General features: G+C 63.4%; 19 protein-coding genes and 1 tRNA gene. 7 read left to right on the forward strand and 13 right to left on the reverse strand.

What is annotated here, in order from left to right; genetic code table 11:
* The first annotated feature begins 56 nt into the window (after nucleotides 1-56).
* A complete protein-coding gene (locus tag AB1K63_RS04090) occupies nucleotides 57-542 on the forward strand; it encodes a pyridoxamine 5'-phosphate oxidase family protein (protein WP_366958675.1) in 486 nt (161 codons plus the stop codon).
* 43 nt (nucleotides 543-585) lie between these two features.
* Here the strand turns inward: AB1K63_RS04090 and AB1K63_RS04095 are convergent, their stop codons facing one another.
* Nucleotides 586-2,163, reverse strand: a complete 1,578-nt coding sequence (locus AB1K63_RS04095) for an amino acid permease (RefSeq protein WP_366958676.1) — start codon at nucleotides 2,161-2,163, stop codon at nucleotides 586-588.
* 94 nt (nucleotides 2,164-2,257) lie between these two features.
* Nucleotides 2,258-3,682, reverse strand: a complete 1,425-nt coding sequence (locus tag AB1K63_RS04100) for a sodium-dependent transporter (RefSeq protein WP_366958677.1) — start codon at nucleotides 3,680-3,682, stop codon at nucleotides 2,258-2,260.
* A 138-nt stretch (nucleotides 3,683-3,820) separates the two neighbouring features.
* On the opposite strand from AB1K63_RS04100, the gene panB reads away from it, so the two are divergent.
* Together panB and AB1K63_RS04110 are read left to right on the forward strand one after the other, a co-directional pair.
* Nucleotides 3,821-4,690 carry a 3-methyl-2-oxobutanoate hydroxymethyltransferase gene (gene panB, locus AB1K63_RS04105; RefSeq protein WP_366958678.1) on the forward strand — a complete coding sequence of 290 codons (870 nt, stop codon included), beginning with the start codon at nucleotides 3,821-3,823 and terminating at the stop codon, nucleotides 4,688-4,690.
* Between the two features lie 72 nt (nucleotides 4,691-4,762).
* Nucleotides 4,763-5,839 (forward strand): DUF475 domain-containing protein, encoded by a 1,077-nt coding sequence (locus tag AB1K63_RS04110; protein WP_366958679.1) that lies wholly within the window; start codon nucleotides 4,763-4,765, stop codon nucleotides 5,837-5,839.
* Here the strand turns inward: AB1K63_RS04110 and AB1K63_RS04115 are convergent.
* The 6 genes from AB1K63_RS04115 to AB1K63_RS04140 form a co-directional block, all read right to left on the reverse strand.
* A complete protein-coding gene (locus AB1K63_RS04115) occupies nucleotides 5,831-7,486 on the reverse strand; it encodes a tetratricopeptide repeat protein (RefSeq protein ID WP_366958680.1) in 1,656 nt (551 codons plus the stop codon). The two genes, AB1K63_RS04110 and AB1K63_RS04115, sit on opposite strands and share 9 nt — an antisense overlap.
* A 100-nt stretch (nucleotides 7,487-7,586) precedes the next feature.
* Nucleotides 7,587-8,954 carry a PEP-CTERM-box response regulator transcription factor gene (gene prsR / locus AB1K63_RS04120; protein ID WP_366958681.1) on the reverse strand — a complete coding sequence of 456 codons (1,368 nt, stop codon included), beginning with the start codon at nucleotides 8,952-8,954 and terminating at the stop codon, nucleotides 7,587-7,589.
* Nucleotides 8,954-11,044: an XrtA/PEP-CTERM system histidine kinase PrsK gene (gene prsK, locus AB1K63_RS04125; protein WP_366958682.1), complete on the reverse strand. Its 2,091-nt coding sequence runs from the start codon at nucleotides 11,042-11,044 to the stop codon at nucleotides 8,954-8,956. Before prsK ends, prsR begins: the two co-directional genes overlap by 1 nt.
* 20 nt (nucleotides 11,045-11,064) lie before the next feature.
* Nucleotides 11,065-12,450 (reverse strand): TIGR03013 family XrtA/PEP-CTERM system glycosyltransferase, encoded by a 1,386-nt coding sequence (locus AB1K63_RS04130; RefSeq protein WP_366958683.1) that lies wholly within the window; start codon nucleotides 12,448-12,450, stop codon nucleotides 11,065-11,067.
* Nucleotides 12,451-12,573: 123 nt separating this feature from the next.
* A complete protein-coding gene (locus AB1K63_RS04135) occupies nucleotides 12,574-12,864 on the reverse strand; it encodes a hypothetical protein (protein WP_366958684.1) in 291 nt (96 codons plus the stop codon).
* Nucleotides 12,865-12,927: 63 nt separating this feature from the next.
* A complete protein-coding gene (locus tag AB1K63_RS04140) occupies nucleotides 12,928-14,319 on the reverse strand; it encodes a short-chain fatty acyl-CoA regulator family protein (RefSeq protein WP_366958685.1) in 1,392 nt (463 codons plus the stop codon).
* 155 nt (nucleotides 14,320-14,474) lie between these two features.
* Here AB1K63_RS04140 and AB1K63_RS04145 point away from each other — a divergent pair, with 155 nt between their 5' ends.
* The 3 genes from AB1K63_RS04145 (at nucleotide 14,475) to AB1K63_RS04155 (ending at nucleotide 16,881) form a co-directional block, all read left to right on the forward strand.
* The gene (locus AB1K63_RS04145) at nucleotides 14,475-16,073 is read left to right on the forward strand and encodes an isocitrate lyase (RefSeq protein ID WP_366958687.1); all 1,599 of its coding nucleotides are present in this window, start codon (nucleotides 14,475-14,477) and stop codon (nucleotides 16,071-16,073) included.
* 22 nt (nucleotides 16,074-16,095) lie between these two features.
* Complete coding sequence (locus AB1K63_RS04150) at nucleotides 16,096-16,281, forward strand: hypothetical protein (protein WP_366958688.1); 186 nt, start codon at nucleotides 16,096-16,098, stop codon at nucleotides 16,279-16,281.
* 117 nt (nucleotides 16,282-16,398) lie between these two features.
* Nucleotides 16,399-16,881 carry a hypothetical protein gene (locus AB1K63_RS04155; RefSeq protein ID WP_366958689.1) on the forward strand — a complete coding sequence of 161 codons (483 nt, stop codon included), beginning with the start codon at nucleotides 16,399-16,401 and terminating at the stop codon, nucleotides 16,879-16,881.
* Between the two features lie 7 nt (nucleotides 16,882-16,888).
* Here the strand turns inward: AB1K63_RS04155 and AB1K63_RS04160 are convergent, their stop codons facing one another.
* The gene (locus AB1K63_RS04160) at nucleotides 16,889-18,223 is read right to left on the reverse strand and encodes an amidohydrolase (protein ID WP_366958690.1); all 1,335 of its coding nucleotides are present in this window, start codon (nucleotides 18,221-18,223) and stop codon (nucleotides 16,889-16,891) included.
* A gap of 137 nt (nucleotides 18,224-18,360) precedes the next feature.
* A complete protein-coding gene (locus AB1K63_RS04165) occupies nucleotides 18,361-20,160 on the reverse strand; it encodes an SLC13 family permease (protein ID WP_366958691.1) in 1,800 nt (599 codons plus the stop codon).
* 152 nt (nucleotides 20,161-20,312) lie between these two features.
* Here AB1K63_RS04165 and AB1K63_RS04170 point away from each other — a divergent pair, with 152 nt between their 5' ends.
* Entirely contained in the window at nucleotides 20,313-21,110 is a 798-nt protein-coding gene (locus tag AB1K63_RS04170) for a class I SAM-dependent methyltransferase (RefSeq protein ID WP_366958692.1), read from the forward strand.
* 3 nt (nucleotides 21,111-21,113) lie between these two features.
* Here AB1K63_RS04170 and AB1K63_RS04175 read toward each other — a convergent pair.
* The 3 genes from AB1K63_RS04175 to efp all read right to left on the reverse strand — a co-directional run bounded on the left by AB1K63_RS04175 (nucleotide 21,114) and on the right by efp (nucleotide 22,735).
* Nucleotides 21,114-21,198 (reverse strand) — tRNA-Leu (locus tag AB1K63_RS04175).
* 69 nt (nucleotides 21,199-21,267) lie between these two features.
* Nucleotides 21,268-22,086 (reverse strand): inositol monophosphatase family protein, encoded by an 819-nt coding sequence (locus tag AB1K63_RS04180; RefSeq protein WP_366958693.1) that lies wholly within the window; start codon nucleotides 22,084-22,086, stop codon nucleotides 21,268-21,270.
* 85 nt (nucleotides 22,087-22,171) lie between these two features.
* On the reverse strand, nucleotides 22,172-22,735 hold the full coding sequence (gene efp / locus AB1K63_RS04185) for an elongation factor P (RefSeq protein ID WP_366958694.1): 564 nt from the start codon (nucleotides 22,733-22,735) through the stop codon (nucleotides 22,172-22,174).
* Between the last annotated feature and the right edge of the window lie 77 nt (nucleotides 22,736-22,812).

The following is a 22,812-nucleotide window of genomic DNA, read 5'->3' on the forward strand; positions in this document are numbered from 1 at the left end:
GCTGCACGGAACGAAATCCCCCGCCATGCCGTTCGCTAGGAGAAGGAGAAACGCATATGAAAACCGCCGAAGGCAATCCCGACGAACTGAAGAAGAAATTCTGGAAGACGCTGGCCGACAGCCCGTATCTTTTCCTCGAGCTCTCGGGACAATCGGACACCTCGGTTCCCATGAGCCCGCAGCTCGACAAGGACGCGAACAGCGCGATCTGGTTCTTTACGCATACCAAGAGCCCGTTCGCCCAGACCGGCCCGGCCACCGCCACCTTCCAGGGCAAAGGCCACGAAATCTATGCCCGCTTCAACGGCAATCTCGTCCGCGAGACCAGCCAGGAGCGGTTCGACCAGTTCTGGAACAACTTCGTCGAGGCGTGGTACGAGGGCGGGAAGGACGATCCGAACATCGTCTTCCTGCGCATGGATCTCGGCGATGCCGAAATCTGGGACGGTGACATGAGTCTCCTCAACGTCGCCAAGATGGCGCTCGGCATGAACGTCCACGAGGACGCCGAGGAGAAACACGTCAAGAGCGCGTCGCTCTAGATCCTGAACTGATCCAATCCCGAGGGACTGGCGGGTCGCCCCGTCAGTCCCTTTTCGTATCCGTATCTATCGGCAACAGGCTTTCCTCGTGGTCGCCCGGGCCGACGACCTCCACGATGCCGCGCCCCAGATGGCTGCGTGACCGCCCGTAGATAAAATAGATCACCAGTCCGATCGCCCCCCAGATCGGGAGCACCAGCATCGCCTCTGTCGGCAGGTTCACGAACAGGAACACGCACCCGGCACACGCCGCTGGTGCGACGAACCACAGTCCGGGGACCCGGAACGGTCGCTTGCGATCGGGATCGTTACGCCGCAGCAGCATTACGGCGATCGCCACCATGGCGAAGGCGTACAGCGTGCCCGCATTCGCGATGTCCGCCAGCCTCCCAACAGGGAAGACCGCCGCAGCCACTGCCACGACCACGCCTGTGATCGCGGTGACGACGTAAGGCGTCTTCCATTTCGGGTGCACCTTGCTCAGGCTCTGCGGCAGAAGCCCGTCGCGGCTCATCACGAAGAAGATACGCGTCTGGGCGAACAGCAGGACGAGGATCACCGACGGCAGTGCCACGAATGCAGCGATGCCGAGCAGGTTTCCGACGCCGGAAAAGCCGATCTCGCGCAGGACGTGGGCCAGCGCCTCGTCCGAACAGACCAGCGCGGACGCAAACTGCGGGAGTGCGCACTGGCGCGCGAGTTCTTCCGATCCGGCCGGGAACGGGATGCCGCCCGGCCCCATGATCGGCTGCCCGCCGATCGTGCCGATCGCGCCTGCGGCCACGAGGATGTAGAACACCGTACAGAACAGCAGCGATCCTATCAGGCCGATGGGGACGTTCTTCTGGGGGTCCTTCGTCTCTTCCGCGGCGGTCGAAACGGCATCGAAACCGACATAGGCGAAAAAGATCGTGGCGGCTGCGCCGACGGCGCCGGTTCCCGTGCCCCACTGGCCGAACAGGCCCGCCGGCAGGAAGGGATTGAACCGGTCGAGCTCGACTTGCGGGAGCGTCAGGGCGACGAAGATGGTCAGCGCCGCGACCTTGATCGCGACAAGGATGGCATTGACCTTCGCGCTTTCGCTCGTGCCGATCATCAGCAACCAGGTGACGAGAAGCGCGATCACCATCGCCGGAAGATTGACCAGTCCCCCCGGCTCGCCGCCGAGGAAAAGCGGTCCGGCGGACAGCCATTGCGGCAAGGTTATCCCAAGGAACTGCTCTAATATGGTGCCGGAAAAATATCCCGCCCACCCGACCGAGACGGCGCTGGCGGACACCGCGTATTCGAGGATAAGCGCCCATCCGACCGTCCAGGCAAGGATCTCGCCCATCACGGAATAGGTGTAGGTGTAGGCGCTGCCCGCGACGGGGATCATCGCGGCGATCTCGGCGTAGCAGAGCGCCGCCACGATGCAGATCGCCCCTGCGATTGCGAATGCCAGCATGAGGCCGGGACCGGCTTTCTGGGCGCCGGCCGCGGTCAGGACGAAGATACCGGTACCGATGATGCAGCCGATACCGAAAAGCATGAGCTGGAAACCACCCAGCGTCCGATGAAGCGACTGGCGCTCAGCGGTAGCAAGGATCGCGTCCAGTGATTTGACACGTCCGAACAACATTTTGTGAAACCCTCACCGGCCGGGCCCGACTCATTGCCCCCCGTTACAACCGGCGCGGTTTCTTACAATTGCGTCACATTCCGGAAAAGCGAAATTATCCGCCCGCAATCGAAGGGAAAATTCCCACGATCAGAATGGCCGCCAATGCGAGCGGACACACGATCCGGATCAGCAGCAGCCAGAACTTGTGCAGTCCGCCGCTGAGGCCGTTCTCGCCATCGACGAGCCGCTGGTTCGCAACCCAGCCAAGGAAGATACAGGTCAGGATCGCACCGATCGGCATCAGCAGTTTGCTGGTCACCGTGTCGAGCACGTTGAAGAGATCCTGCCCTTCGAACAGGCCGATCGACGAAATCCCGGCGACAGGCGTTTCCCAGAACCAGGCTGCCAGCGCACCCAGCACCAGCGCACCGCCTGCGACCATGCCGGTCGCCACCGGTCGCGGCATGCGCGCACGATCCTTCAGCCAGGCCGTCGGCGCTTCCAGCAAGGATACCGAGCTGGTCAGAGCCGCAAAGAAAACCATGGTGAAGAAGAGCAGTCCGATGAGCGAGCCGAAGGGAATGTCCTGGAACGCGAGCGGGAGGCTCTGGAACATGAGACCCGGGCCCGCATTGGCTTCCAGTCCGGCAGCAAAGACGATCGGAAAGATGCACAGGCCCGCAATCAGGGCCACAGCCGTATCGGCGCTGGCAATGATCCCGCTGGTTCCTGCCAGATTGACGTCGCGGCCCACATAGGCCCCGTATGTCATCATGCCTGCCACCCCGAGCGACAGCGAGAAGAAGGCCTGCCCGACTGCGGCCAGCATCACCGGTCCGGTCAGCTTCGAAAAGTCGAATGTGAAAAGATAGGCGACCGCCTCGCCGAAACCGCCCGTGAACGCGCCGTAGACCGTGATCGCCAGGAACAGGACGAAGAAGGCAGGCATGAGCCAGGTCGCGACCCATTCGATACCGCTGGACACGCCGCGCGCGACGAAAAACAGGGTGATGGCGAGGAACAGGGCGTGGAGGCCGACCATTAGGGCGCCATTGCCGAAGAGTCCGGGCAACAGGCCTTCCACTTCTGCTGCGGGACGCCCCTGGAAGGCATAGCCGGCGAGGCCGGTCGTCAAGAGATCGTCCGCGAAGACACCCATGTAATAGAGGACCCAGCCACCCACGACGCAGTAGAAGCTGAGCACCATGAAGGCACCGAGCACGCCGAAATCGGCGAGGATCGCCCAGCCCTTCGACTTGTTGCTCTCTGCTGCCATGCGCCGCACGCTTTCCGGAGCGTTCGACTGACCGTGGCGGCCGATGAGGACTTCCGAAAGCAGGACCGGCAGTCCGATCAGGACCACGCACAGGATGTAGAACAGGACGAAGGCACCGCCGCCGTTCTCGCCCGCTTCTGCCGGGAAGCGCCACATGTTCCCGAGACCGACGGCGGAGCCGACAGCCGCCAGGATGAATGCGGAGCGCGAGGACCAACCTTCGCGCGGCGTGATCCCATCGGAACCGGTGGTGACGACCATCTCTTCAAATTCCTCCCCAGCGCACGCGCTCCATGGCGTGCTGATGTTTGTCAGCTTCGTGCAACAATCGTGCGCGCACGTCCACCCGCCATTGTGCCGCTTTGCCAATGTCGGTTGCCACCGCTAGGAACGCGAACCATGTCCACGACCTTCCAGCTCGAAACCTCCACCAGTCGCGCCAACCCGACGCCGGCGCCGATGAAACGGCTCACCGTTCCGCGCATTCGCGACCGGAAGAAGGATGGCGAGACGCAGGAAGCGATCGTGATGCTGACCGCCTACACTGCACGCATGGCGCAGTTGCTCGATCGCCATTGCGACCTCCTGCTGGTGGGGGATTCCCTCGGACAGGTCATATACGGGCTGTCTTCGACCGTGCCCGTCACGCTGGACATGATGGCCAATCACGCAGCTGCGGTCGTGAGAGGGAGCTACCATGCGGTGGTGGCGGTGGACATGCCCTTCGGCTCCTACGAGGCTTCGCCGGAACAGGCGTTCGAAAATGCCGCATACCTGATGAAGCAGAGCGGCGCCGCTGCCGTGAAGCTGGAAGGCGGGGCAGCGATGGCGGACACCGTGGCATTCCTCGTTCAGCGCGGCATCCCCGTCATGGGGCATGTCGGATTGACCCCGCAGGCGGTCAACGTGCTCGGAGGGTACGGCGCGCGCGGACGGAGCGACGCGGAAGCGGAAAAGATCGTCGAGGACGCGATCGCGCTGGACCGCGCGGGAGCATTCGCAATCGTGGTCGAAGGCGTCGTCGAACCGATTGCAATCGAGGTGACCAGGTCCGTGTCGGCGCCCACCATCGGTATCGGCGCATCGGCCAGTTGCGATGGGCAGGTCCTCGTCACCGAAGACATGCTGGGCATGTTCGAGCGGGTGCCTCGCTTCGTGAAGAAGTACGAAAATCTGGCCGAAACGATCGAAAAGACTGTCGAGAGCTATGCCGGGGAAGTCCGGGCACGCAGTTTCCCCGGTCCCGACCAGACTTATCAGCCCAAATGAACCCGCTCGTCTTGCGTCCTCGCCTCGCCCACGCGTAGCCGGGCGATAACAGCGATCATCAAGAAGCCTGCCATGTCCGTCATCCTGAAATTCTACAAGTTCTCGCTGGTTTTCACGGCCATCTGTCTTGCCCTGGCGGTCTGGTACGGCTGGGCAAGCACGGGCACCATCGGCGGTACGATGAGCTTGCTGTGGATCGTGCTGGTCCTGTCGGTCCTCGAAATTTCGCTCAGCTTCGACAATGCCGTGGTGAACGCCACGGTCCTGCGCAACATGGATCCGGTCTGGCAGAAGCGCTTCCTGATCTGGGGCATCGCGATCGCCGTTTTCGGGGCGCGGATAGCTTTCCCGCTGGCCATCGTCGCCATTGCGGCCGGCATCGGGCCGATCGATGCCATCGACCTGTCGCTCAATCGCCCGGACGAATACGAGCGGATCGTGAATTCCGCCCATGTCGGCATCGCCGGTTTCGGCGGGGCCTTCCTCATGATGGTCGGACTGAAATTCTTCTTCGACCATACGAAGGAAATCGACTGGATATCGGTGGTGGAAAGGCAGCTGAAGAAGTTCGCCGTCCTCCCGGCCATCGAGATCGCCATCCTGCTGCTGATCCTCTGGGGGATTTCGAGCATGCTTGCAGCAGACGAGGCGCTGACCTTCCTGGTCGCGGGCATTTTCGGCCTCGTCACCTTCATCGGCGTGGAAGGGATCAACAAGATCCTCGAAATCCACGAGGAGAAACAGCGAATGGCGGGCGCGGTGGTTCGCAGCGGACTCGGGGGGTTCCTCTATCTGGAGGTACTCGACGCCAGCTTCAGCTTCGACGGCGTGATCGGGGCCTTCGCCTTGTCGAACAACATGATCGTGATCGCGCTGGGCCTGTCGATCGGAGCGATCTTCGTACGCTCCATGACCATCCATCTCGTTGAAAAAGGGACGCTGGCACAGTACCGTTTCCTCGAGCACGGGGCGTTCTGGGCCATCATCGCGCTTGGCGGTATCATGCTGGTTTCGGCCAGGGTCCATATTCCCGAAACCATTACCGGGCTGATCGGCGCCGTCCTGATCGGGATCAGCTTCTGGTGGTCGGTACGCTACAATCGCCGCCTGCCCGCGAGCGAGCGCACCGCGATCGATCTGTCAGACTAGGCGCGCGGCCTTCCGTACCAGCGCCTCCGCCAATCGCGGATCGGCACCCGTTTCGCGATAGACGTGCGCCAGCATCCGGGTCGTCAGCGGATTTGCCGGCAACAGTGCGTAAGCTTCCCGCGCCGCTTCCACCGCCATTTTCGGGTCGTTCTCCTGCAGTGCGAATTCCGCCTGTATCATCATCAGGAACGGATCATTGATCGCCCCGGCCTTTATTGCCCGGTCGGCAAAAATTGCCGCCGCGGGCCAGTCGCCGGACTGCGCGGCATTCGTTGCCAGCAGCCGGGCCGCCTCGGCATTTCCGGGATCGCCGAAGAAGTGCGCCAAAAGCAGGCGCAGGCTCGCTGCTTGGTCACCCTTCGCCTGACTGGCTGCAGCCATACGCAGGGTCAGTGGCCAAGGACGTCGGATATGCGCCGCCCTGCGGTACAGATCGAGCGCTTTATCGGCATCCGACGTGCCAAGTCTGGTATCGCCCGCAAGGGAAAGCGCGTCCGCGGACCCCGGGAACTTCGCCAGGAAGCGAGAAGCACTCTCGCGAGCTTCGGCATTTTGCCTGGCCGAAAGAGCGGCCCGGACAAGCTGGAGAACATCAGGTCCCGTCTCGTCGCCGTGGACACGCGCAACGTCGAGCGTAACACTCGCCTCCTTCGCGATCGGATTGGATGCGCGCGGTTTGGAAACCGCGTCGGTGAAGGCCGCCGCTCTCTCGTACTCCCCCAGCCTTTCGTAGGACCGGGCAACCAGCGAACGCAGGTATGGCGATGCGCTGGACCTCTTCGCAGCCTCCCCGAACCGGTAGATCAGCTCCCGATCGTTGCGTCCCAGCGCCAATGCACGGGGCAGAAGGTCCTGCACATGGCGGTTGTCGGGCTGCATGACGGACAACCGTTCCAGCATCTGAGCGGCGCTGGCAAAATTGCCGCTTTCGAGGTCCAGTACCGCCGAAAGCTGCATGGCGCCCGGGACTTCACCATCGACGTAACCAGACCTGCCGAGGAGCTGGCGACTAAGCGAGAACTGCCCGCCGCGCGCGGCAAGGACAGCCTGCAAATAAAGGGCGCGCCTGTTTGCGGGATCGAGTTCGATCATGCGCCGGGCAGCGGCCAGCATCTCGTTTGCCTCTCCCAATTCGCCGAGGGTCGCGGCATAATCGCCGAGCAGTCCCACGTCGTCCGGATTGGTTTCCAACGCCCGTTCGAAAAAGGGCAGAGCGGCAAGGTTTCCTTCGGAATCCCGAATGAGTTGCCCGCGGAACTGTAGTGCAGCGGCGTTGTCAGGTCCCAGCCCGAGCGCGCGCTCGCTGGCTTCGATCGCTTCGGCCTGCTCGCCACCGCGGTACCGCATCCGCCCGATATCGACCCAGATTTCCGGGTCCCGGCCCTTGACCTGCAATGCGCGATCGAACGCGCGGCCGGCCGCCGGCAGATTGTCCTGTGCCATCTCGAGCCTGGCGAGCATGTGGTATCCGTGCCCAACGCTCCCCTCGTCGAACTCGCCATCACCCAGCCATTTGCGGGCTTCGGCAAGTTCGCCCTGCTGCAGCTCGGCCTGTCCGTAATAGGCGGCGATCGCCTCCCTTGGCTCGCCCGCCGCAAGTGCGCGGTTGAGGGCAATTTCGGCCCCCAGTCCGTCTCCAACGGCCAAGGCCGCCTTTGCTTCCTCGACAGGCGGCAATGGCGCAGGTTCGTCCGCGCATCCTGCGGACAAAGCCAGCAAAGACAGTGCAGCCGCGCGCGCGAACATGTCAGCCCGGCTGGAGATCATACTGTTTAAGAAGATCGTAGAGCGTCGGTCGGCTGATGCCCAGTAGCTTGGCGGTCTGCGAGATGTTGCCCTCGCTTCGCGACAGAGCGCGGCGGATGACCTTTCGATCGGCCTGCTCGCGGGCAGACTTCAGATTGAGAACGTCCTCGTCACCCTCCGGCCCCTCCCCGAGATCCAGATCCTCTGCCGCGACCAGTTTGCGATCTGCCATGATGACGGCTCGCTTCACGCGGTTTTCCAGTTCGCGGACGTTCCCCGGCCATGGCCAGGCATCGATCGCAGCGAGTGCGTCGGGCGCGAAGCCGCGAACCTGCGGGTTCATCTCCGCTGCGAAGCGCGTGAGGAATGCCTTGGCCAGAAGCGCCGGGTCGCCGGTCCGTTCGGCCAGCGCGGGAATCTTGATCACGATTTCGGCCAACCGATAGAAAAGATCCTCGCGGAAGTCGCCCGATCCAATCATCGCTTCCAGGTCCTGATGCGTGGCGCAGACAATGCGGGTGTCCACCGGAATGGCCTTGCGCCCGCCGATGCGTTCGATCGTGCGTTCCTGCAGGAACCGCAGGAGCTTCACTTGCAAGGCTAACGGGATGTCGCCGACCTCGTCCAGAAACAACGTGCCTCCGTCCGCCAGTTCGATCTTCCCTTCGGTCGTCTTGACCGCGCCGGTGAAGGCGCCCTTTTCGTGGCCGAACAGTTCGCTTTCGAGGAGGTTTTCGGGGATCGCCGCGCAATTGATCGCGACGAATGCTCCCGTCTTCCGGTCGCTGGACTCGTGCAGGCCCCGAGCGAGCAGTTCCTTGCCGGTCCCGCTTGCTCCCAGCAGCATGACCGACGCGCCGGTCGGAGCCACACGTTCGATGGTCCGAGCGACCTTCATCATCTCGGGCGCGTTGGTGATCATCGTGCCGAGAACGGTTCTGTCCTCCCCGGCACGATCCGCCAGTCGCCGGTTTTCATTCTCCAGTCGGTGCAGGTTCAAGGCCCTGCGGACGATCAAGCCGAGCACATCGATATCGACCGGCTTACGGTAGAAATCGTATGCCCCCAGTTCGATTGCCCTCAACGCGCTATCGTGCGAGCCGTGTCCCGACGCGACAATGACCTTTGTGTCGGGCTTCATCGCCATGATCGCTTCGAGGACGGCAAATCCTTCGGTGACGCCGTCGGGATCCGGGGGCAGCCCCAGGTCGAGCGTGACGACCGCAGGCTCTTCCGACCGCAGTGCGGCGAGCGCGGCATCGCGCGATCCGACGATCGAGACCTCGAAGTCTTCGTACGCCCATTTCAACTGAGCCTGGAGACCTTCATCGTCCTCGACGATCAGGAGCTTGGGTTTTTCTTCGGGCATCAAGCGACCTTTGACATCTGTGCGGTTCCGGAACCGAAGACATCGGCAACCGAAGAGAGGGGGAAGGAGATGGAGAACCTGCTGCCGAGCCCTTCCTTGGACTCGACATCGACCCTGCCGCCCATTGCGCGAACGAGTTCGCGCGCCTCGTAGGCGCCGATGCCGAACCCGTTTTCCTTCGAGGTGGTGAACGGCCTGAACAGGTTGGTCCGGACGAATTGCGCGCTCATGCCGGTGCCGGCATCGATGATTTCCAGCACGCCCCTGATGCCGTCGTCGGACACGCACAACTGGACCGGCACATTCGGCTGGCTGGCCTCGATCGCGTTCTGGACCAGGTGCGTGATCGCCTGATCTAGCGCGGCCTTCTGGCCCTCGATGAGAACGGGTCCGGACGGCACGACCGACAGCGGATGAAGACCGCGCATCCTCTCGGCGACGTCCTGCGCCAGGCGCGCCAGATCGATGGACTGGCACGGTTCGCCCTTCCCGCTCCCGTATCGGCCGAGCCGTGAGAGCAGTCCGTTGAGCTTTTCTGAGGAGGATCGCAAAGTCACCAGCATGTCGGCGCGAAACTCGGGATTGTCCGCATGCTTCTCGGCGTTGCGCGAGAGGAGGGACAACTGGCTCGCGAGGTTCTTGATGTCGTGCATGACGAAGGCGATGCGGCGCGAGAAATCGTCGAACCGTCCTGCTTCCATGAGCGCTTCCTGACTCGATTGCTCCGCGAGATGGATTGCGATCTGGCGCCCGGCGACACGCAGCAGATCGAAATCTTCCCAGTCCAGGCGACGGGCGACAGGGGGCCGGGCAAGGATAACGATGCCGGCGAGCTTTTCGGAATTGAGGAGCGGCACCAGCGCCCACGCCTTCGGGAGGTCGATCAGCCACTCCGGAAGCTCGAACTCCTCCCCACCCGGGAGACCGCGCAGCGCATCGAGGTCGAAGACGAAAGATTGTTGTGCCATGCTGAGTGCCGTGCCCTCAGGGATCGGGTCGCTCGGCACTTCAGCCTGGGGCCATCCCCATTCGGCAGCGTACCGGAAGCGGCCTTCCTCGTCCGGCAGGAGCAGAATTCCCCCCGGGCTTTCCGTGATGTCCGCGAGTGCCTTAACGGCACGCACCTCCAGAGGCCTTCCAGGTTCGTCTCCGATCGCGATCGTCTCGTTGAATCGCAGCCATTCCGTCCGGTAGTCGTAGCGGTGCCGGAAAAGGTGCTTGGTGACCGTCACTCGGAGCCGGTTGCGCAGGCTTCGCGATGGAAGGACCAGGAGGGCCGCCGAGCAAGCCAGGAAGACGAACCCGGTCTGCAAAACCACGCTCCATTCGCCGCCAACCCAACTGAGCGCCCGCGCGCCCGCGACCATGGCGAACAGATAGGCACCCAGCACGAAGACCGACAGAGACTGGAACGTCACCCGCCGGGACGGTTGCAATGTCATGGAGCGTGAAGCCTGGGTCGCGCCGAATGCCAGAAGTATGGCGACGAGACCGGCGACAACGCCCCGCACGAGAGCGAGGTCCGCCACGCTCGGCCCGCCGACATAAGCCAGAAGATGTGCGTTGAGTTCGACCGTCCAGAAGATGCCGGTTCCTGCAACCGTCCAACGCATCGCTTGTTGCAGCGTCAACGATGCACCGACCAGCAGGTTGTGCAGGCAAACCAGGACCCCCACCGCGACCAGAATGCGGAACAGTGCCGAAACCTGGAGAGCCATCGCAATCTGGTCGGGACCGACTGCCATTCTCGTCTCGATCGCCATGAGCGCCAGTTGAAGAAGCTCGACGAAAACCAGCGCGAGTATGACCGGGCGGACGGGTCTGAGGCTCGCATGCCGTCCATCATTTGCGAACATCGCGTACAGCAGCGCGAACCACGCGAGATTGCGCGCAATCTCGGTGAGCCCCGAGGCGCGTGTGTCCGGCCCCAGCGCCGCATGCAGAAGGCTCCAGACAGCAGTCAGGCCCAATGCGACCACGGCCAGCCACCGGTCGGTCCGCCTGCGCTCGCCATGGCGGACGATCCATGCGGCGGCCAAGGTGCATCCGATACCGGCACCGACCATTACGGCGAATTCGATCGTGGCCAAGATGGAAGCATACGCGGACATCATCGCACTCCGTCCGGCCACAGGATCACCCGCAAGGTCTGCAGGAGGATCAGGATGTCGAGAAACGGTGTGTAATTCTTGGCGTAATAGAGGTCATATTCCAGCTTGTGCCGGGAATCCTCGATGCTGGCTCCGTAAGGATAATTGATCTGCGCCCACCCGGTGATGCCCGGTTTCACCATGTGTCGTTCGGCATAATAGGGCAGTTGCTCTTCCAGATCCGCCACGAACTTGGGAACCTCCGGACGCGGGCCGACGAAGCTCATGTCGCCGCGAAGGACGCTCCAGCTCTGCGGCAGTTCGTCGATCCTGACCTTGCGGATGAACTTCCCGATCCGGGTAATGCGCGGGTCGTCCTTGTCGGCCCATTTCGCGCCATCCTTCTCGGCATCGGTGCGCATGGAACGAAGCTTGATGAGGTCGAAATCCTGCCCGTAAAGGCCCACGCGTCGTTGCCGGAAAAAGGCCGGGCCCTTGCTGTCGAGCTTTACCAGAAGCGCGAACAGCGCGATGATCGGCCAGGTCAGGGCAAGGAGCAGTGCGCTCGCCACGATGTCGAAAATTCTCTTCGATGCGCTGGAAATGACGCGGCCGCTCGAAAAACCGTCGCTGAAGATGAGCCAGCTTGGATTGACCGTATCGAGATCGATGCGGCCCGTCTCGCGTTCGATGAAGCTGCTGAAATCGTTGACGTGCACGCCCTTGGTCTTGATCCTGAGCAAGTCCTTCAGCGGAAGGGAATTGCGGCGCTCCTGCAAGGCCAGCACCACTTCGGTCACACCGAGATTGTCGACGAAATCTCCGAGATCGTGGATCGCTTCGCGCGATATCGCTTCCGGGATGGCGCGATCGGGTTCGTTCATGGCGATGAACGACACGACGGCAAAGCCGGACCCTTTCTCCTTGGACAGCGCCTTCAACCTGGCGGCACGCGCACCGGCGCCAAGGACCATGACCCGGCGCCTGAACGCCGATGTCCCGAGGAAGCTGCCAATGAGGAGCCGGTTCGCCACCAGTAGCAGGACTGCCAGCAACATGGCGAACAGCAAGGTGGACCGCCAGAAGGTTGCGCCCGGAACGATGAAGTCGAGAACCGAGAGGGCGATAATCCCGAGACTGATGGCGACCAGCAACCGTGCGCAGGCATAGCGCATCGATCGAAGGGCTTCCGATCCGTAAACGCCCACGGATATCATCGCGACCCACACGACGAGCGCGAAACCGCACAAGGGTACGGCGCGCTCCGAAAACGATCCCGGGTCCATTCCGATCTGTGATGCGCGCAACTGCCACGCCGCTTCCCCCGCCGCCAGCAGCAGCAGCAGATCGAAGATGCCGAGCAGCATCACCGAATGGGGAACGTAGTGTTTGAAAAGGCGGATCATCGTATCCCAGTGCGGACATTCCGTTTCGGAAGGACCGCACTAGGACCGAGAGGTGAAATGTCGGTAAACTTTACACCGAGGCGTAAACCCGAGTGACTGGGAAAGCCGGTATCGGAGAGATCCTTATTCTCCGTCGATCTTGTCGACCGCCTCCTGCGCCGCATCGCCGACCTGCTCGGCACCGTCGCCGACCTTTTCCGCCGCGCCGGCAATGGCATTGTCCTTCGCGATTTCGGCCCCGGTCCCTTGCGAAACGAAGTAAACGACAGCCGCGGCCACCAGCACGATAATCAGCAGGAACACCCACCGCGCCCCGCCGCCGCTGCGGCGACCTTCCCCGTCGCGGATGATCGTGGTTCGGGTATGAGTGTTTCCGCTGGCATCGGTGGTTTCGGTGACGCGTTCTTCTGTCATGTGCGTATCTCCCTGTGGATGCTGCAAAACGGGGTTTTTCCGATGCGGTTCCGCGACCGATGGTTAATCGGCACGACCTGTTCCGAAGGAGAAGGGCGTATTGCCTCGCGACATCCGGTCGAAATGCAACCTAGCGCCTTCAGGTGCCAGCGATCGCTGCAAACAGGCGGACCGGTGACAGCGTGAACAGCCGTGGCCGACCGGCTGTGCGTGCTTCTTCTCGAAGGAGAAATGCCGAGCCTGTGCAAGGTCGCGCGCGAGCCGGACTTCGAGGCCAAGGACGATCGCAAAGCGTGCTTCGCCCGAGGTTCCGCTTCCGTCCACCGTGCGTGAAATCGTGAACCAGTGATCGGGCGCGGCGCCAGCACCCTCCAGGTCCAGCATTTGCAACATGAGTTCTGAAGGTCGGGAGAATGTCTCGTGCACATTCCAAAGAGGACACGTGTCTTCGGTTTCGAGAATGGTCGCCCCGCTGGCTCCGACGAAACGTTTGGAGATCTGTCCCGCGCGGTCGATTCTCGCCATGAAGAAGGGAAGGCCTCGCTGACCAATCCGCTGTAGCGTCGTGAGGCGGTGCGCCAGCTGTTCGAAGCTGACCGTGAAGCGCCGCATCAGGACCGGGAGGTCATAGCCGGTCGCTTCGCACGCTCTCAGGAAGCGTCCATACGGCATGACGAGCGCGGCGGCGAAATACGCTGCCAGATGACGCTCGAACAATTGGCGCGCGGCATCGTCGGCGAAATCGGTCGCACTCGCAAATTCGTCGATGCGCCGTTCCTGCTCGAGACGTGCGAGTTGCAGCGCCACCTGGAAGTTACGCGACGGCACGTCGAGCATCTCCGAAAGCTGGAGCTGGCGGGCATGGAGATCTAGTCGACGGAGAGCTTCCGGCATGACTTCGCGCGGAAGGATACGAACGGTGAGCTGGTGCTTCTCGCGCAACCGCTCCGTCAGGGCCGCACCGATTTCGGCCCGCGAAAGACGCATTTCATCCGCAGTCTCTTCCGCCGCCTGGTCCAGATCGGCAAAGTGGTTCTGCCAGCGCTCGATCTCACGCCGCGATTGTTGCAGCGGACCGTCTACTGCCGCGTCCGGCGTTGCCGAATGATCGAACAGATCGGCGAAAGCAGCGGCGATGTTCGGCGCCGATGACAGAAACTCGACCATTTCCTCGCGATCGATATCGAACCGCTCGAAGCGATCATGCGCCAACCGCCTGACGAGGCCTTCGATACCACCGATCGACTTGTCTTCCCGCAAATTACGTGGATCGAAATCGAACGTGTCCACGACCTTCATCATCACGCGGGCCGACAGCGGCCTCTGGTTGCGTTCAATCAGGTTGAGATAGCTCGGCGATATATCGAGCTTTTGCGCCATTGCGGTTTGCGTCAGACGCTCCCGCTTGCGCAATCTGCGCATGGCCGGTCCTGCCAGAATGGATGAATCACTCATTAAATACAGCTGTCACATTTTTTACATGTTTGCAACTATGCCACCTCGCTTCTGCTCACTGAGACAAATGTGTCTGTAAAATTTCTTCGCATCCTGCGCCGGCTTCCTTCATTTCGAACCACGAGACAGTTTCGGAATCGAGCCAGGAGTTACGAATGACCTATCACCAGACCATCGACGGGGCCGGACGAACCATAGAGTCGGCCGGGAGCAGCTGGGAAGCGATCGACGCGGAACAGGTCGCGCGGATGCGGCTGCAGAACCGCTTCAAGACCGGCCTCGATATCGCACGGTACACCGCCGGCATCATGCGCCGGGATATGGCGGCCTATGACGCCGATCCTTCGGCCTACACCCAGTCGCTCGGCGCTTGGCACGGCTTCATCGGCCAGCAGCAGCTCATCAGCATCAAGAAGCATTTCGGCAGCACCAAGGGCCGATACATGTACCTGTCTGGCTGGATGGTCGCAGCGCTCCGCAGCGAGTTCGGCCCCCTGCCCGATCAGTCCATGCACGAGAAAACCAGCGTTCCGGCGCTCATCGGGGAGCTCTACACCTTCCTCAAGCAGGCCGATGCACGCGAACTGGGTGGCCTGTTCCGAACGCTTGATGCTGCCCGCGAGGCGGGAGACGAGCTGGAAGCGAAGCGTCTGGAAAGCGCGATCGACGGTTACGAAACCCATGTCGTGCCGATCATCGCGGACATCGATGCCGGCTTCGGGAATGCGGAGGCGACCTATCTGCTCGCCAAGAAGATGATCGAAGCCGGGGCATGCGCGCTCCAGATCGAGAATCAGGTTTCGGACGAAAAGCAGTGCGGCCATCAGGACGGCAAGGTCACGGTCCCGCACGAGGACTTCCTGCAGAAGATCCGGGCCATCCGGTATGCCTTCCTCGAACTGGGCGTCGATGATGGCATCATCGTTGCCAGGACGGACTCCCTCGGCGCGGGACTGACCAAGCAGATCGCCTACACCACGGAAGAGGGCGACCTTGGCGACCAGTACAACAGCTTCCTCGATTGCGAGGAGGTCGACCCGGCCAATATCCGGAACGGCGATGTCTTTCTAAGCCGCGAAGGCAAGCTGCTGCGTCCGCGCCGGCTGCCGTCGAACCTGTACCAGTTCCGGCCGGGAACCGGCGTCGACCGCGTGGTCCTGGACTGCATCACTTCGCTCCAGAACGGCGCCGATCTCCTGTGGATCGAAACCGAGAAGCCGCATGTCGAGCAGATCGCGGAGATGGTCGACCGGATCCGCGAAACGGTGCCGAACGCCAAGCTGGTCTACAATAACTCGCCCAGCTTCAACTGGACGCTCAATTTCCGGCAGCAGGTGTTCGACGCCTGGGAAGCGGAAGGGCGCGATGTCGGCCAGTATGACCGCGACCGGTTGATGAGCGTCGATTACGACGAGACCGAACTGGCGCAGGAAGCGGAAGAGAAGATCCGTACCTTCCAGGCGGACGCGTCCCGGCGCGCCGGTATCTTCCATCACCTGATCACGCTGCCGACCTATCACACGGCAGCCCTCAGCACCGACAATCTCTCGAAGAGGTACTTCGGGGAAGAAGCGATGCTGGGCTACGTCAAGCAGGTGCAGCGTGAGGAAATCCGGCAGGGTATCGCCTGCGTGAAGCACCAGAACATGGCCGGCTCCGACATAGGGGATGATCACAAGGAAGCCTTTGCCGGGGAAGCTGCGCTGAAAGCGGGCGGCAAGGACAACACCATGAACCAGTTCGAGGCGGCGTGAGGCCGCCGGGAAAGGATCGCACATGACACAGACTACCGAATTGCCGAAAGAGCCCGGACGCGCCCGCGCGCTGCTTTCGACTGCCGACTTCAAGCTCCTGCGGCGTGCCCTCGAAAGCCATGCCAAAGCCGTCGAGGACCGCGAGGAACTGGCGAAGATCAACGCCCTTCACCACCGGCTCGGGACCTACGTCCCCGACGCCGACTGAACACAAACTCCTGGGGAGGAGTACGGCCATCGGGGTTCGCGCCCCGGTGGCCGTCAACCTTTCATGAACCATCCCGCGCACCGGATGCTTAAGGCTTGTTTGCCATAGGCGTGCACCATGGCCCGCCGTCAGACCAAGCCTACCATCAGCAAGACGATGTACGTCCACTTCGCCGCGATCACGCTGGCGCTGACGGGCGCCCTCGCGATGCTGGCGGATTCAGAGAGCCTGACCGCGATCGCATCGGAAGCCGCAGATGACCGGAGCTCTCCTGTCGAAGCGAAGCCCCTGATCGACAAGCGCGACGAGAGCCGGCAGGCGGGTCGCTGGTCCGCCGAAACCGGCGCATTCGGCAGCGCCACTATCACCGATCCCGATGCGAGCGGATCGATGGCCACGTCCCACGAAGGCGACGTTCCGGACGGCGACATCCTGCGGCGGCTGGGTCTTACGCAGGCCCAGTGGGATGCCTTGCCACGTGAGGAACAGTTGCGCCTGCTGGGCGAACTCGACACCCGCGCTCCGACCGTTTCCAGCGACGAGCGCCGCGCGGCGGCCGAGCGGATCCTGGAAGCGTCCAACGCGCGCAGCGTCGAGTAGACGTCGATCAGCCGCCCTTGCGCGGCATCAGGTCCAGGGCGGCACCGGCCAGCGCCTCCGCACCCGTCGCGATCACTTTCTCCGCATCGGGCGCCCAGTATGGCGAGTGAAGCGATGGCAGCGGCTTGCCATCCTTCTCCAACGCCTCGAGCATGGGCTGCGGGGTGCCGCTGATCCAGAACAGCATGGTTTCGACATCGCCGGGGGCGGCACGGCGGAACTGGCTGAAGTCCTCACCGCCCATGACCGGCTTGCGTTCGATCACCCGGTCCTCGCCGAAACGGGTCCGCATCGCGCTCGCCATGCGCTGGGTGAAGTCGGGATCGTTGTAGGTCGCGGGCGTGTAGGGATCCTCCACCTCGACCACTGGCATCATGTCTTCCGGCAGGCCGGCCGCGATCGCCTCGCCGCGGGCGATCCGCTCGATGCCCTTCAGCAGGCGGTCGCGTGTTTCGTCCGAATAGCTGCGCACGGTCAGTTGCAGGCGCGCCTCGTCCGAGATGATGTTGTGCTTCGCGCCCGAATGGAAGCTGCCCACGGTCACCACGGCGGAATCCAGCGGATCGATCTCACGGCTGATGAGAGTCTGCAGCTTCATCACGATCGCGCTCGCCAGGACGACCGGATCGCGCGTCGTGTGCGGATAGGCACCGTGCCCGCCCACGCCCTTCACCGTGATGTCCACGCTGTCGACATTCGCCATCGCGAAACCGGGCACGTATTCGATGGTGCCGGCCGGCGCAGCGGCCGGTCCGTTGTGGAAGGCGATGGCGTAGTCGGGCTTGGCGAAGCGAGTGTAGAGCCCGTCTTCCAGCATTGCGAGCGCGCCCAGGCCCAGCTCTTCCGCCGGCTGCAGGATCATGACCAGTGTTCCGGACCATTCGTCCTTGCGCTCAGCAAGCTGCTGCGCCGCGCCGACCCATGCTGTCATGTGCGTGTCGTGCCCGCAGGCGTGCATCACGCCCGTCGTCACGCCGCTGGCGGGAGTCGCGGTCCTGGTGCTGGCAAAGGGCAGTCCGGTCTGTTCGACCACCGGGAGCGCATCCATGTCGGCCCGGATCAGGACCGTCGGCCCCTCCCCGTTCTCCATCACCGCGACCACGCCCGTCCGGCCGACCCCTTCGGTCACCTCGAAGCCCAGGGCGCGGGCACGTTCGGCCAGCTTCGCGGCAGTCTGCGTTTCCTCGAAGCTGAGTTCCGGATTTGCGTGGAGGTCGCGGTAGAGTTCCATCAATTCGGGCATGTCAGCGCTCACCGCATCGCGCAGCTCGTTCGCCTGCGCCTGCCCGCCTGCCGTCATGGCCAGCGCCATTGCCGCCATGCCGAGATACCGTCCGTTCATCGCCGTTCTCCCCGTTGCCCGATTCGAGACATGGACCACATGGACCACTGTCCTGGGAGAGAAAAATCGCCTCCCGAAACGGCCTGTCCTGCCTCTCCGCAAGCGAAGATGACACAGCATCGCGATGTAGGAAAGGATTACAGCCCGTAGGTCATCACGAGGAGGACGGAGAGGGTCACCACCATCAGCAGGACCAGCGGTACGCCCGTGCGGACATAGTCCCCGAAGTCGTAGCTGCCCTCCGACATGATGAGCATGTTCGTCTGGTAGGCGATCGGCGTCGCGTAGCACAGGTTGCAACCGAACAGGACGGCGAGGATCAGCGGTTCCGGCGGCAGGCCGAGCTGCTGGGCGATGCTGAAGGCGATGGGCGTGCCGACCGTGGCCGCCGTCGCATTGGATGCAAAGTTCGTGAGCACGGTCACGAACAGCATGATCGCTGCCAGCACCAGTGGCGGATCGAGATATTGGAGGCCGAGCGACAGGGATTCGCCCAGCCACTGCGCAGCGCCGCTTTCGTCGATGATCCGGCCGATGGCGATACTCGCCGCGATCAGCACGATGACCTGCGCGGACAGCGCCCGGCCCACCTTGTCGAACCGGACGCAGCCGGTCACGAACATCAGGATGGCTCCCGCAAGCGCGGCGATCGCAATGGGCAGCAGGCCGACCGATGCCAGCGCCAGCGTGCCGAACATGATCCCGCCGGCCAGAACCGCCTTGGAGCGGCGCGGCAATTCCCGGGCACCTTCCAGCGCGAGCAGGCTGTCCGCGGCCGCGAAATGGCGCAGGTCGGACGGCAGGCCCATGACGAGCAGCACGTCCCCTTCGGCCATGCGCATGTCGCCCGCCTCACTGAGTGCGGTCCGCTGCCCCATAAGCCTCTCCGGCCGGTGGATGCCGAGCACCGCGACCCCGTGCAGGTCGGCGATGCCGGATGTCGGCAGGGTCCGGCCGAGCAGGCGGCTGTCAGCGGTGACCGTCATTTCGACGATATTAATATCCTCCCGTTGCGCGGCCGATGCGCGTCGTATGCGGTCGAGGACCCAGGTCGGCGCCATTTCGCTGCCGAGGACGCGCATCGCCTCTTCCAGGCTTTCGTGGGTGCCGGACACACGCAGGCGCTGTTGCGGCTGGAGGACCCCACCCGGACTGTCCACGAATTCGAAATCGTTCGGCATGCGCGCCATGATCGCGGCTATGTCCTGTCCGCGCAGGTCGCTGGTGTCCCCGATCCTGAGCCGCGCTTCGAACCGGCGACGGACGGTATCGTCCTCTACCCGGTTGTCATGCAGCATTCGCGGCATGACCAGCCACAGATAGGGCAGCGCCACGAGCGAGGCGACCAGCACGATCGGCGTGAAGTGGAACACGCCCATTTCGGGCATACCCAGATCCATGGCGATCGCGACCACGAGGATATTGGTCGATGTGCCGACCGTGGTCGCCAGTCCGCCCAGCAGCGAGGCCGCATTGAGCGGTATGAGCGTCTGCGAGGACGGCAGGGCGCCGCGTTGCGCGAGCGCGGCGAAGATCGGGATCAGCAGCACGAGAACCGGCGTGTTGTTAACGAACATCGACAGGACGAACGCGATCAGGAGCGAGATCAGCAGGCCGAGCTGGATATTGATCCGGAACATCTGTTCCAGAAAGCGTGCCGCCGGCTCCAGCGCACCGGTGACCACCAGCCCCCGGCCCATCACCATCAGCGCGCAGATCGTGATGAGCGCGTAATGGCCGAACCCGCCGAACGCGATTTCAAGGCCCGTCGTGGGGCTCGTCCCTTCGAGCGGGAAGAAATACAGCCCGACCGCGATTACCGCGATCGTGAGCAGCGAAACGATCTCGATCGAGAGCGTGCCGCGCACGAACCCCACGAACATCGCCACCGTGACCAGCATGGCGGCGAGCGCGTGTGGGGAAGGCGGTTCTATCATGGTCTGCCGGACCGTTCCCATCGCACCCCGTGCAATTCAAGCACTTTCGCCGGACTTGTGCGATGACGCACCAAGCTTTCGCTCGACATTTCGCGTTCCCGGGATGAGACGGACACTCGGGGATCGGCGGGATTTCCCGCGGGGAGAGAACGATGGTCGAAGGCCGGAAAGCGGACGGCAGTGCGGGCGATGTCGATTACGCGGAGATCGGCGGTACCTACAGCCGCTATCGCCAGCCCGATCCGGTGATCGCGGAGCACATCCACCGCGCGCTGGGCGATGCGACGACCGTGCTCAACGTGGGCGCGGGAGCCGGGTCCTACGAACCGACCGACCGGGACGTGACGGCAGTCGAACCGTCCGCGAGCATGCGGGCCCAGCGCCCGTCTCACCTGGCAAGGGCGATCGACGCGGTCGCCGAGGACCTGCCGTTTCCCGACAATAGCTTCGATGCCTCCATGGCCTCGGTGACCGTACACCAGTGGCCGGACCTGGAAGCGGGACTGGCGGAAATGCGCCGGGTGACGCGCGGGCCCGTCGTCCTGCTGGTGTGCGACCCTGCCCTGATGATGGATTACTGGCTCAGCGACTACATTCCCGAGGTCCGCGAGAACGAGGCGCGCCGGTTCCCGCCAATCGCGCGGATCGAGGCGGCGCTGGGCGGGCGCGTCACGATCGAACCCGTGCCGGTACCGCTGGATTGCCGGGATGGCTTCAACGAGGCGTATTATGGACGGCCGGAAGCGTTCCTAAACGAGGATGCGCGGCTGGCCTGCTCGAGCTGGAGCCTCGTACCCAAGTCGGCAATCGAACGGTTCGAGGCGGCGCTGTCGGCCGATCTGGCGGACGGGACCTGGGATGCGAAATACGGGCACTTGCGCACGCAGCCGTTCTTCGACGGGCCGCTGCGCCTGATCGTCGCGATGCCCGACCAGGCGAAGCCGGCCTGATTCTGGTGCCCCTGGCCCGACTCGAACGGGCACTCCCGAAGGAAAGCGATTTTGAGTCGCTCGCGTCTACCAATTCCACCACAGGGGCGCCCCGTGCAGGAAGCGGGCGGATAGCCGCGCCGGGGCGCGGCCGCAAGCCGCTGTTCTGCAGAAGGCCTTATCGAAGCGCGCCGGCCAGCAGCTTGTGCAAGCGGGAATGCAGCGCATCGTTGGCGGCCAGGATCTGTGTGGAATGGATCGGCTGCGAACGGCCGCGGAAATCGCTGACGAAACCGCCGGCCTCGCGCACGATCAGGCAGCCTGCGGCGGTGTCCCAGTCGTTGAGGCCGCTTTCCCAGAAGCCGTCGTATCGGCCCGCGGCCAGCCAGGCCAGATCGAGCGAGGCGGCGCCGAAGCGGCGGATGCCGGCGACCTGCGGCCCGATGGCGGCGAAGATGCGCGTCCATTCCTGGAAATCGCCATGGCCGGCGAACGGGACGCCGGTGCTGATGAGCGCTTCCTGCAGGCGCGAGCGCGCCGAAACGCGCAGGCGACCGTCATGGAGCCACGCCCCGCGCGATTTCTCCGCCCAGAAGGTCTCGTCCGTGATCGGCTGGTAGATGACGCCTGCCGTCACTTCGCCCCAGCCACCGCCGCCGGGCTTGGGTTCCTGCACCGCGATGCTGATCGCGAAATGCGGGATGCCGTGGAGGAAGTTGCTGGTCCCGTCGAGCGGGTCGATGATCCAGCGCGGCTTGTCCGGATCGCCTTCGATGATGCCCGCTTCTTCCAGCACGAAGCCCCAGTCGGGCCGCGCCTTGAGCAGTTCGTCATAGAGCGTGCGTTCGGAGTTCTGGTCCGCCTTGGACACGAAATCGGCAGGGCCCTTGCGGCTCACCTGCAAGTGCTCGATCTCGCCGAAATCGCGGCGCAGGCGTCCGCCCGCCTTGCGCGCGGCGCGTTCCATCACGCGGATCAGGCCGGTAATCGTTGCCATAGAGGTCTTTCCGTTCAGCCCGGCACGAACCGGATCGTTCGCGCGGGGTCAGTTCAATTGTCTCCGCGCCGGCGGCGGAAGAGGCCTATCCGGCCTTCCCGACATAGCTGCGTTCGTACACGTCGACGATGATCCGCGTGCCGCTTTCGATATGCGGCGGGACCATGACGCGCACGCCGTTGTCGAGCACTGCGGGCTTGTAGCTGGACGAGGCGGTCTGCCCCTTCACGACGGCGTCGGCCTCGACGATTTCGGCTTCCACCTGGTCCGGCAGCGCGACGCTGATCGGCTTCTCGTCGTACATTTCGAGCGTGACGGTCATGCCGTCCTGCAGGAACGGGCGCGCATCGCCAAGCAGGTCCGAAGGCAGGTTGATCTGCTCGTAGGTTTCCTGGTCCATGAACACCAGCATGTCGCCGTCTTCGTAGAGGAACTGGTATTCCTTGGTGTCGAGACGCACGCGCTCGACATTGTCGGCGCTGCGGAAACGCACGTTTGTCTTGCGCCCGTCGATCAGGTTCTTCATCTCGACCTGCATGTAGGCGCCGCCCTTGCCCGGCTGCGTGTGTTGAATCTTGGCGACTTTCCAGATGCCGCCTTCGTATTCGAGGATATTGCCGGGACGAATGTCCACGCCGCTGATTTTCATGAAATGTGCCTTCGCTTGCCGCGCCGCATGAACCGTTGGCTGCGCGCTTCGGGCAGCGCGTCTAACGCACGCTTCAT

It is taken from the genome of Qipengyuania sp. JC766 (assembly GCF_040717445.1).
Classification (GTDB): domain Bacteria; phylum Pseudomonadota; class Alphaproteobacteria; order Sphingomonadales; family Sphingomonadaceae; genus JC766.

Coding starts and splice junctions, on each gene's coding strand:
- AB1K63_RS04165 (WP_366958691.1), bottom strand. CDS start 20,160: ATGATAGAACCGCCTTCCCCACACGCGCTCGCCGCCATGCTGGTCACG.
- AB1K63_RS04150 (WP_366958688.1), top strand. CDS start 16,096: ATGACACAGACTACCGAATTGCCGAAAGAGCCCGGACGCGCCCGCGCG.
- AB1K63_RS04110 (WP_366958679.1), top strand. CDS start 4,763: ATGTCCGTCATCCTGAAATTCTACAAGTTCTCGCTGGTTTTCACGGCC.
- AB1K63_RS04100 (WP_366958677.1), bottom strand. CDS start 3,682: ATGGTCGTCACCACCGGTTCCGATGGGATCACGCCGCGCGAAGGTTGG.
- efp (WP_366958694.1), bottom strand. CDS start 22,735: ATGAAAATCAGCGGCGTGGACATTCGTCCCGGCAATATCCTCGAATAC.
- AB1K63_RS04155 (WP_366958689.1), top strand. CDS start 16,399: ATGGCCCGCCGTCAGACCAAGCCTACCATCAGCAAGACGATGTACGTC.
- AB1K63_RS04140 (WP_366958685.1), bottom strand. CDS start 14,319: ATGAGTGATTCATCCATTCTGGCAGGACCGGCCATGCGCAGATTGCGC.
- AB1K63_RS04160 (WP_366958690.1), bottom strand. CDS start 18,223: ATGAACGGACGGTATCTCGGCATGGCGGCAATGGCGCTGGCCATGACG.
- AB1K63_RS04180 (WP_366958693.1), bottom strand. CDS start 22,086: ATGGCAACGATTACCGGCCTGATCCGCGTGATGGAACGCGCCGCGCGC.
- AB1K63_RS04170 (WP_366958692.1), top strand. CDS start 20,313: ATGGTCGAAGGCCGGAAAGCGGACGGCAGTGCGGGCGATGTCGATTAC.
- AB1K63_RS04090 (WP_366958675.1), top strand. CDS start 57: ATGAAAACCGCCGAAGGCAATCCCGACGAACTGAAGAAGAAATTCTGG.
- AB1K63_RS04095 (WP_366958676.1), bottom strand. CDS start 2,163: ATGTTGTTCGGACGTGTCAAATCACTGGACGCGATCCTTGCTACCGCT.
- panB (WP_366958678.1), top strand. CDS start 3,821: ATGTCCACGACCTTCCAGCTCGAAACCTCCACCAGTCGCGCCAACCCG.
- prsR (WP_366958681.1), bottom strand. CDS start 8,954: ATGCCCGAAGAAAAACCCAAGCTCCTGATCGTCGAGGACGATGAAGGT.
- AB1K63_RS04130 (WP_366958683.1), bottom strand. CDS start 12,450: ATGATCCGCCTTTTCAAACACTACGTTCCCCATTCGGTGATGCTGCTC.
- AB1K63_RS04135 (WP_366958684.1), bottom strand. CDS start 12,864: ATGACAGAAGAACGCGTCACCGAAACCACCGATGCCAGCGGAAACACT.
- AB1K63_RS04145 (WP_366958687.1), top strand. CDS start 14,475: ATGACCTATCACCAGACCATCGACGGGGCCGGACGAACCATAGAGTCG.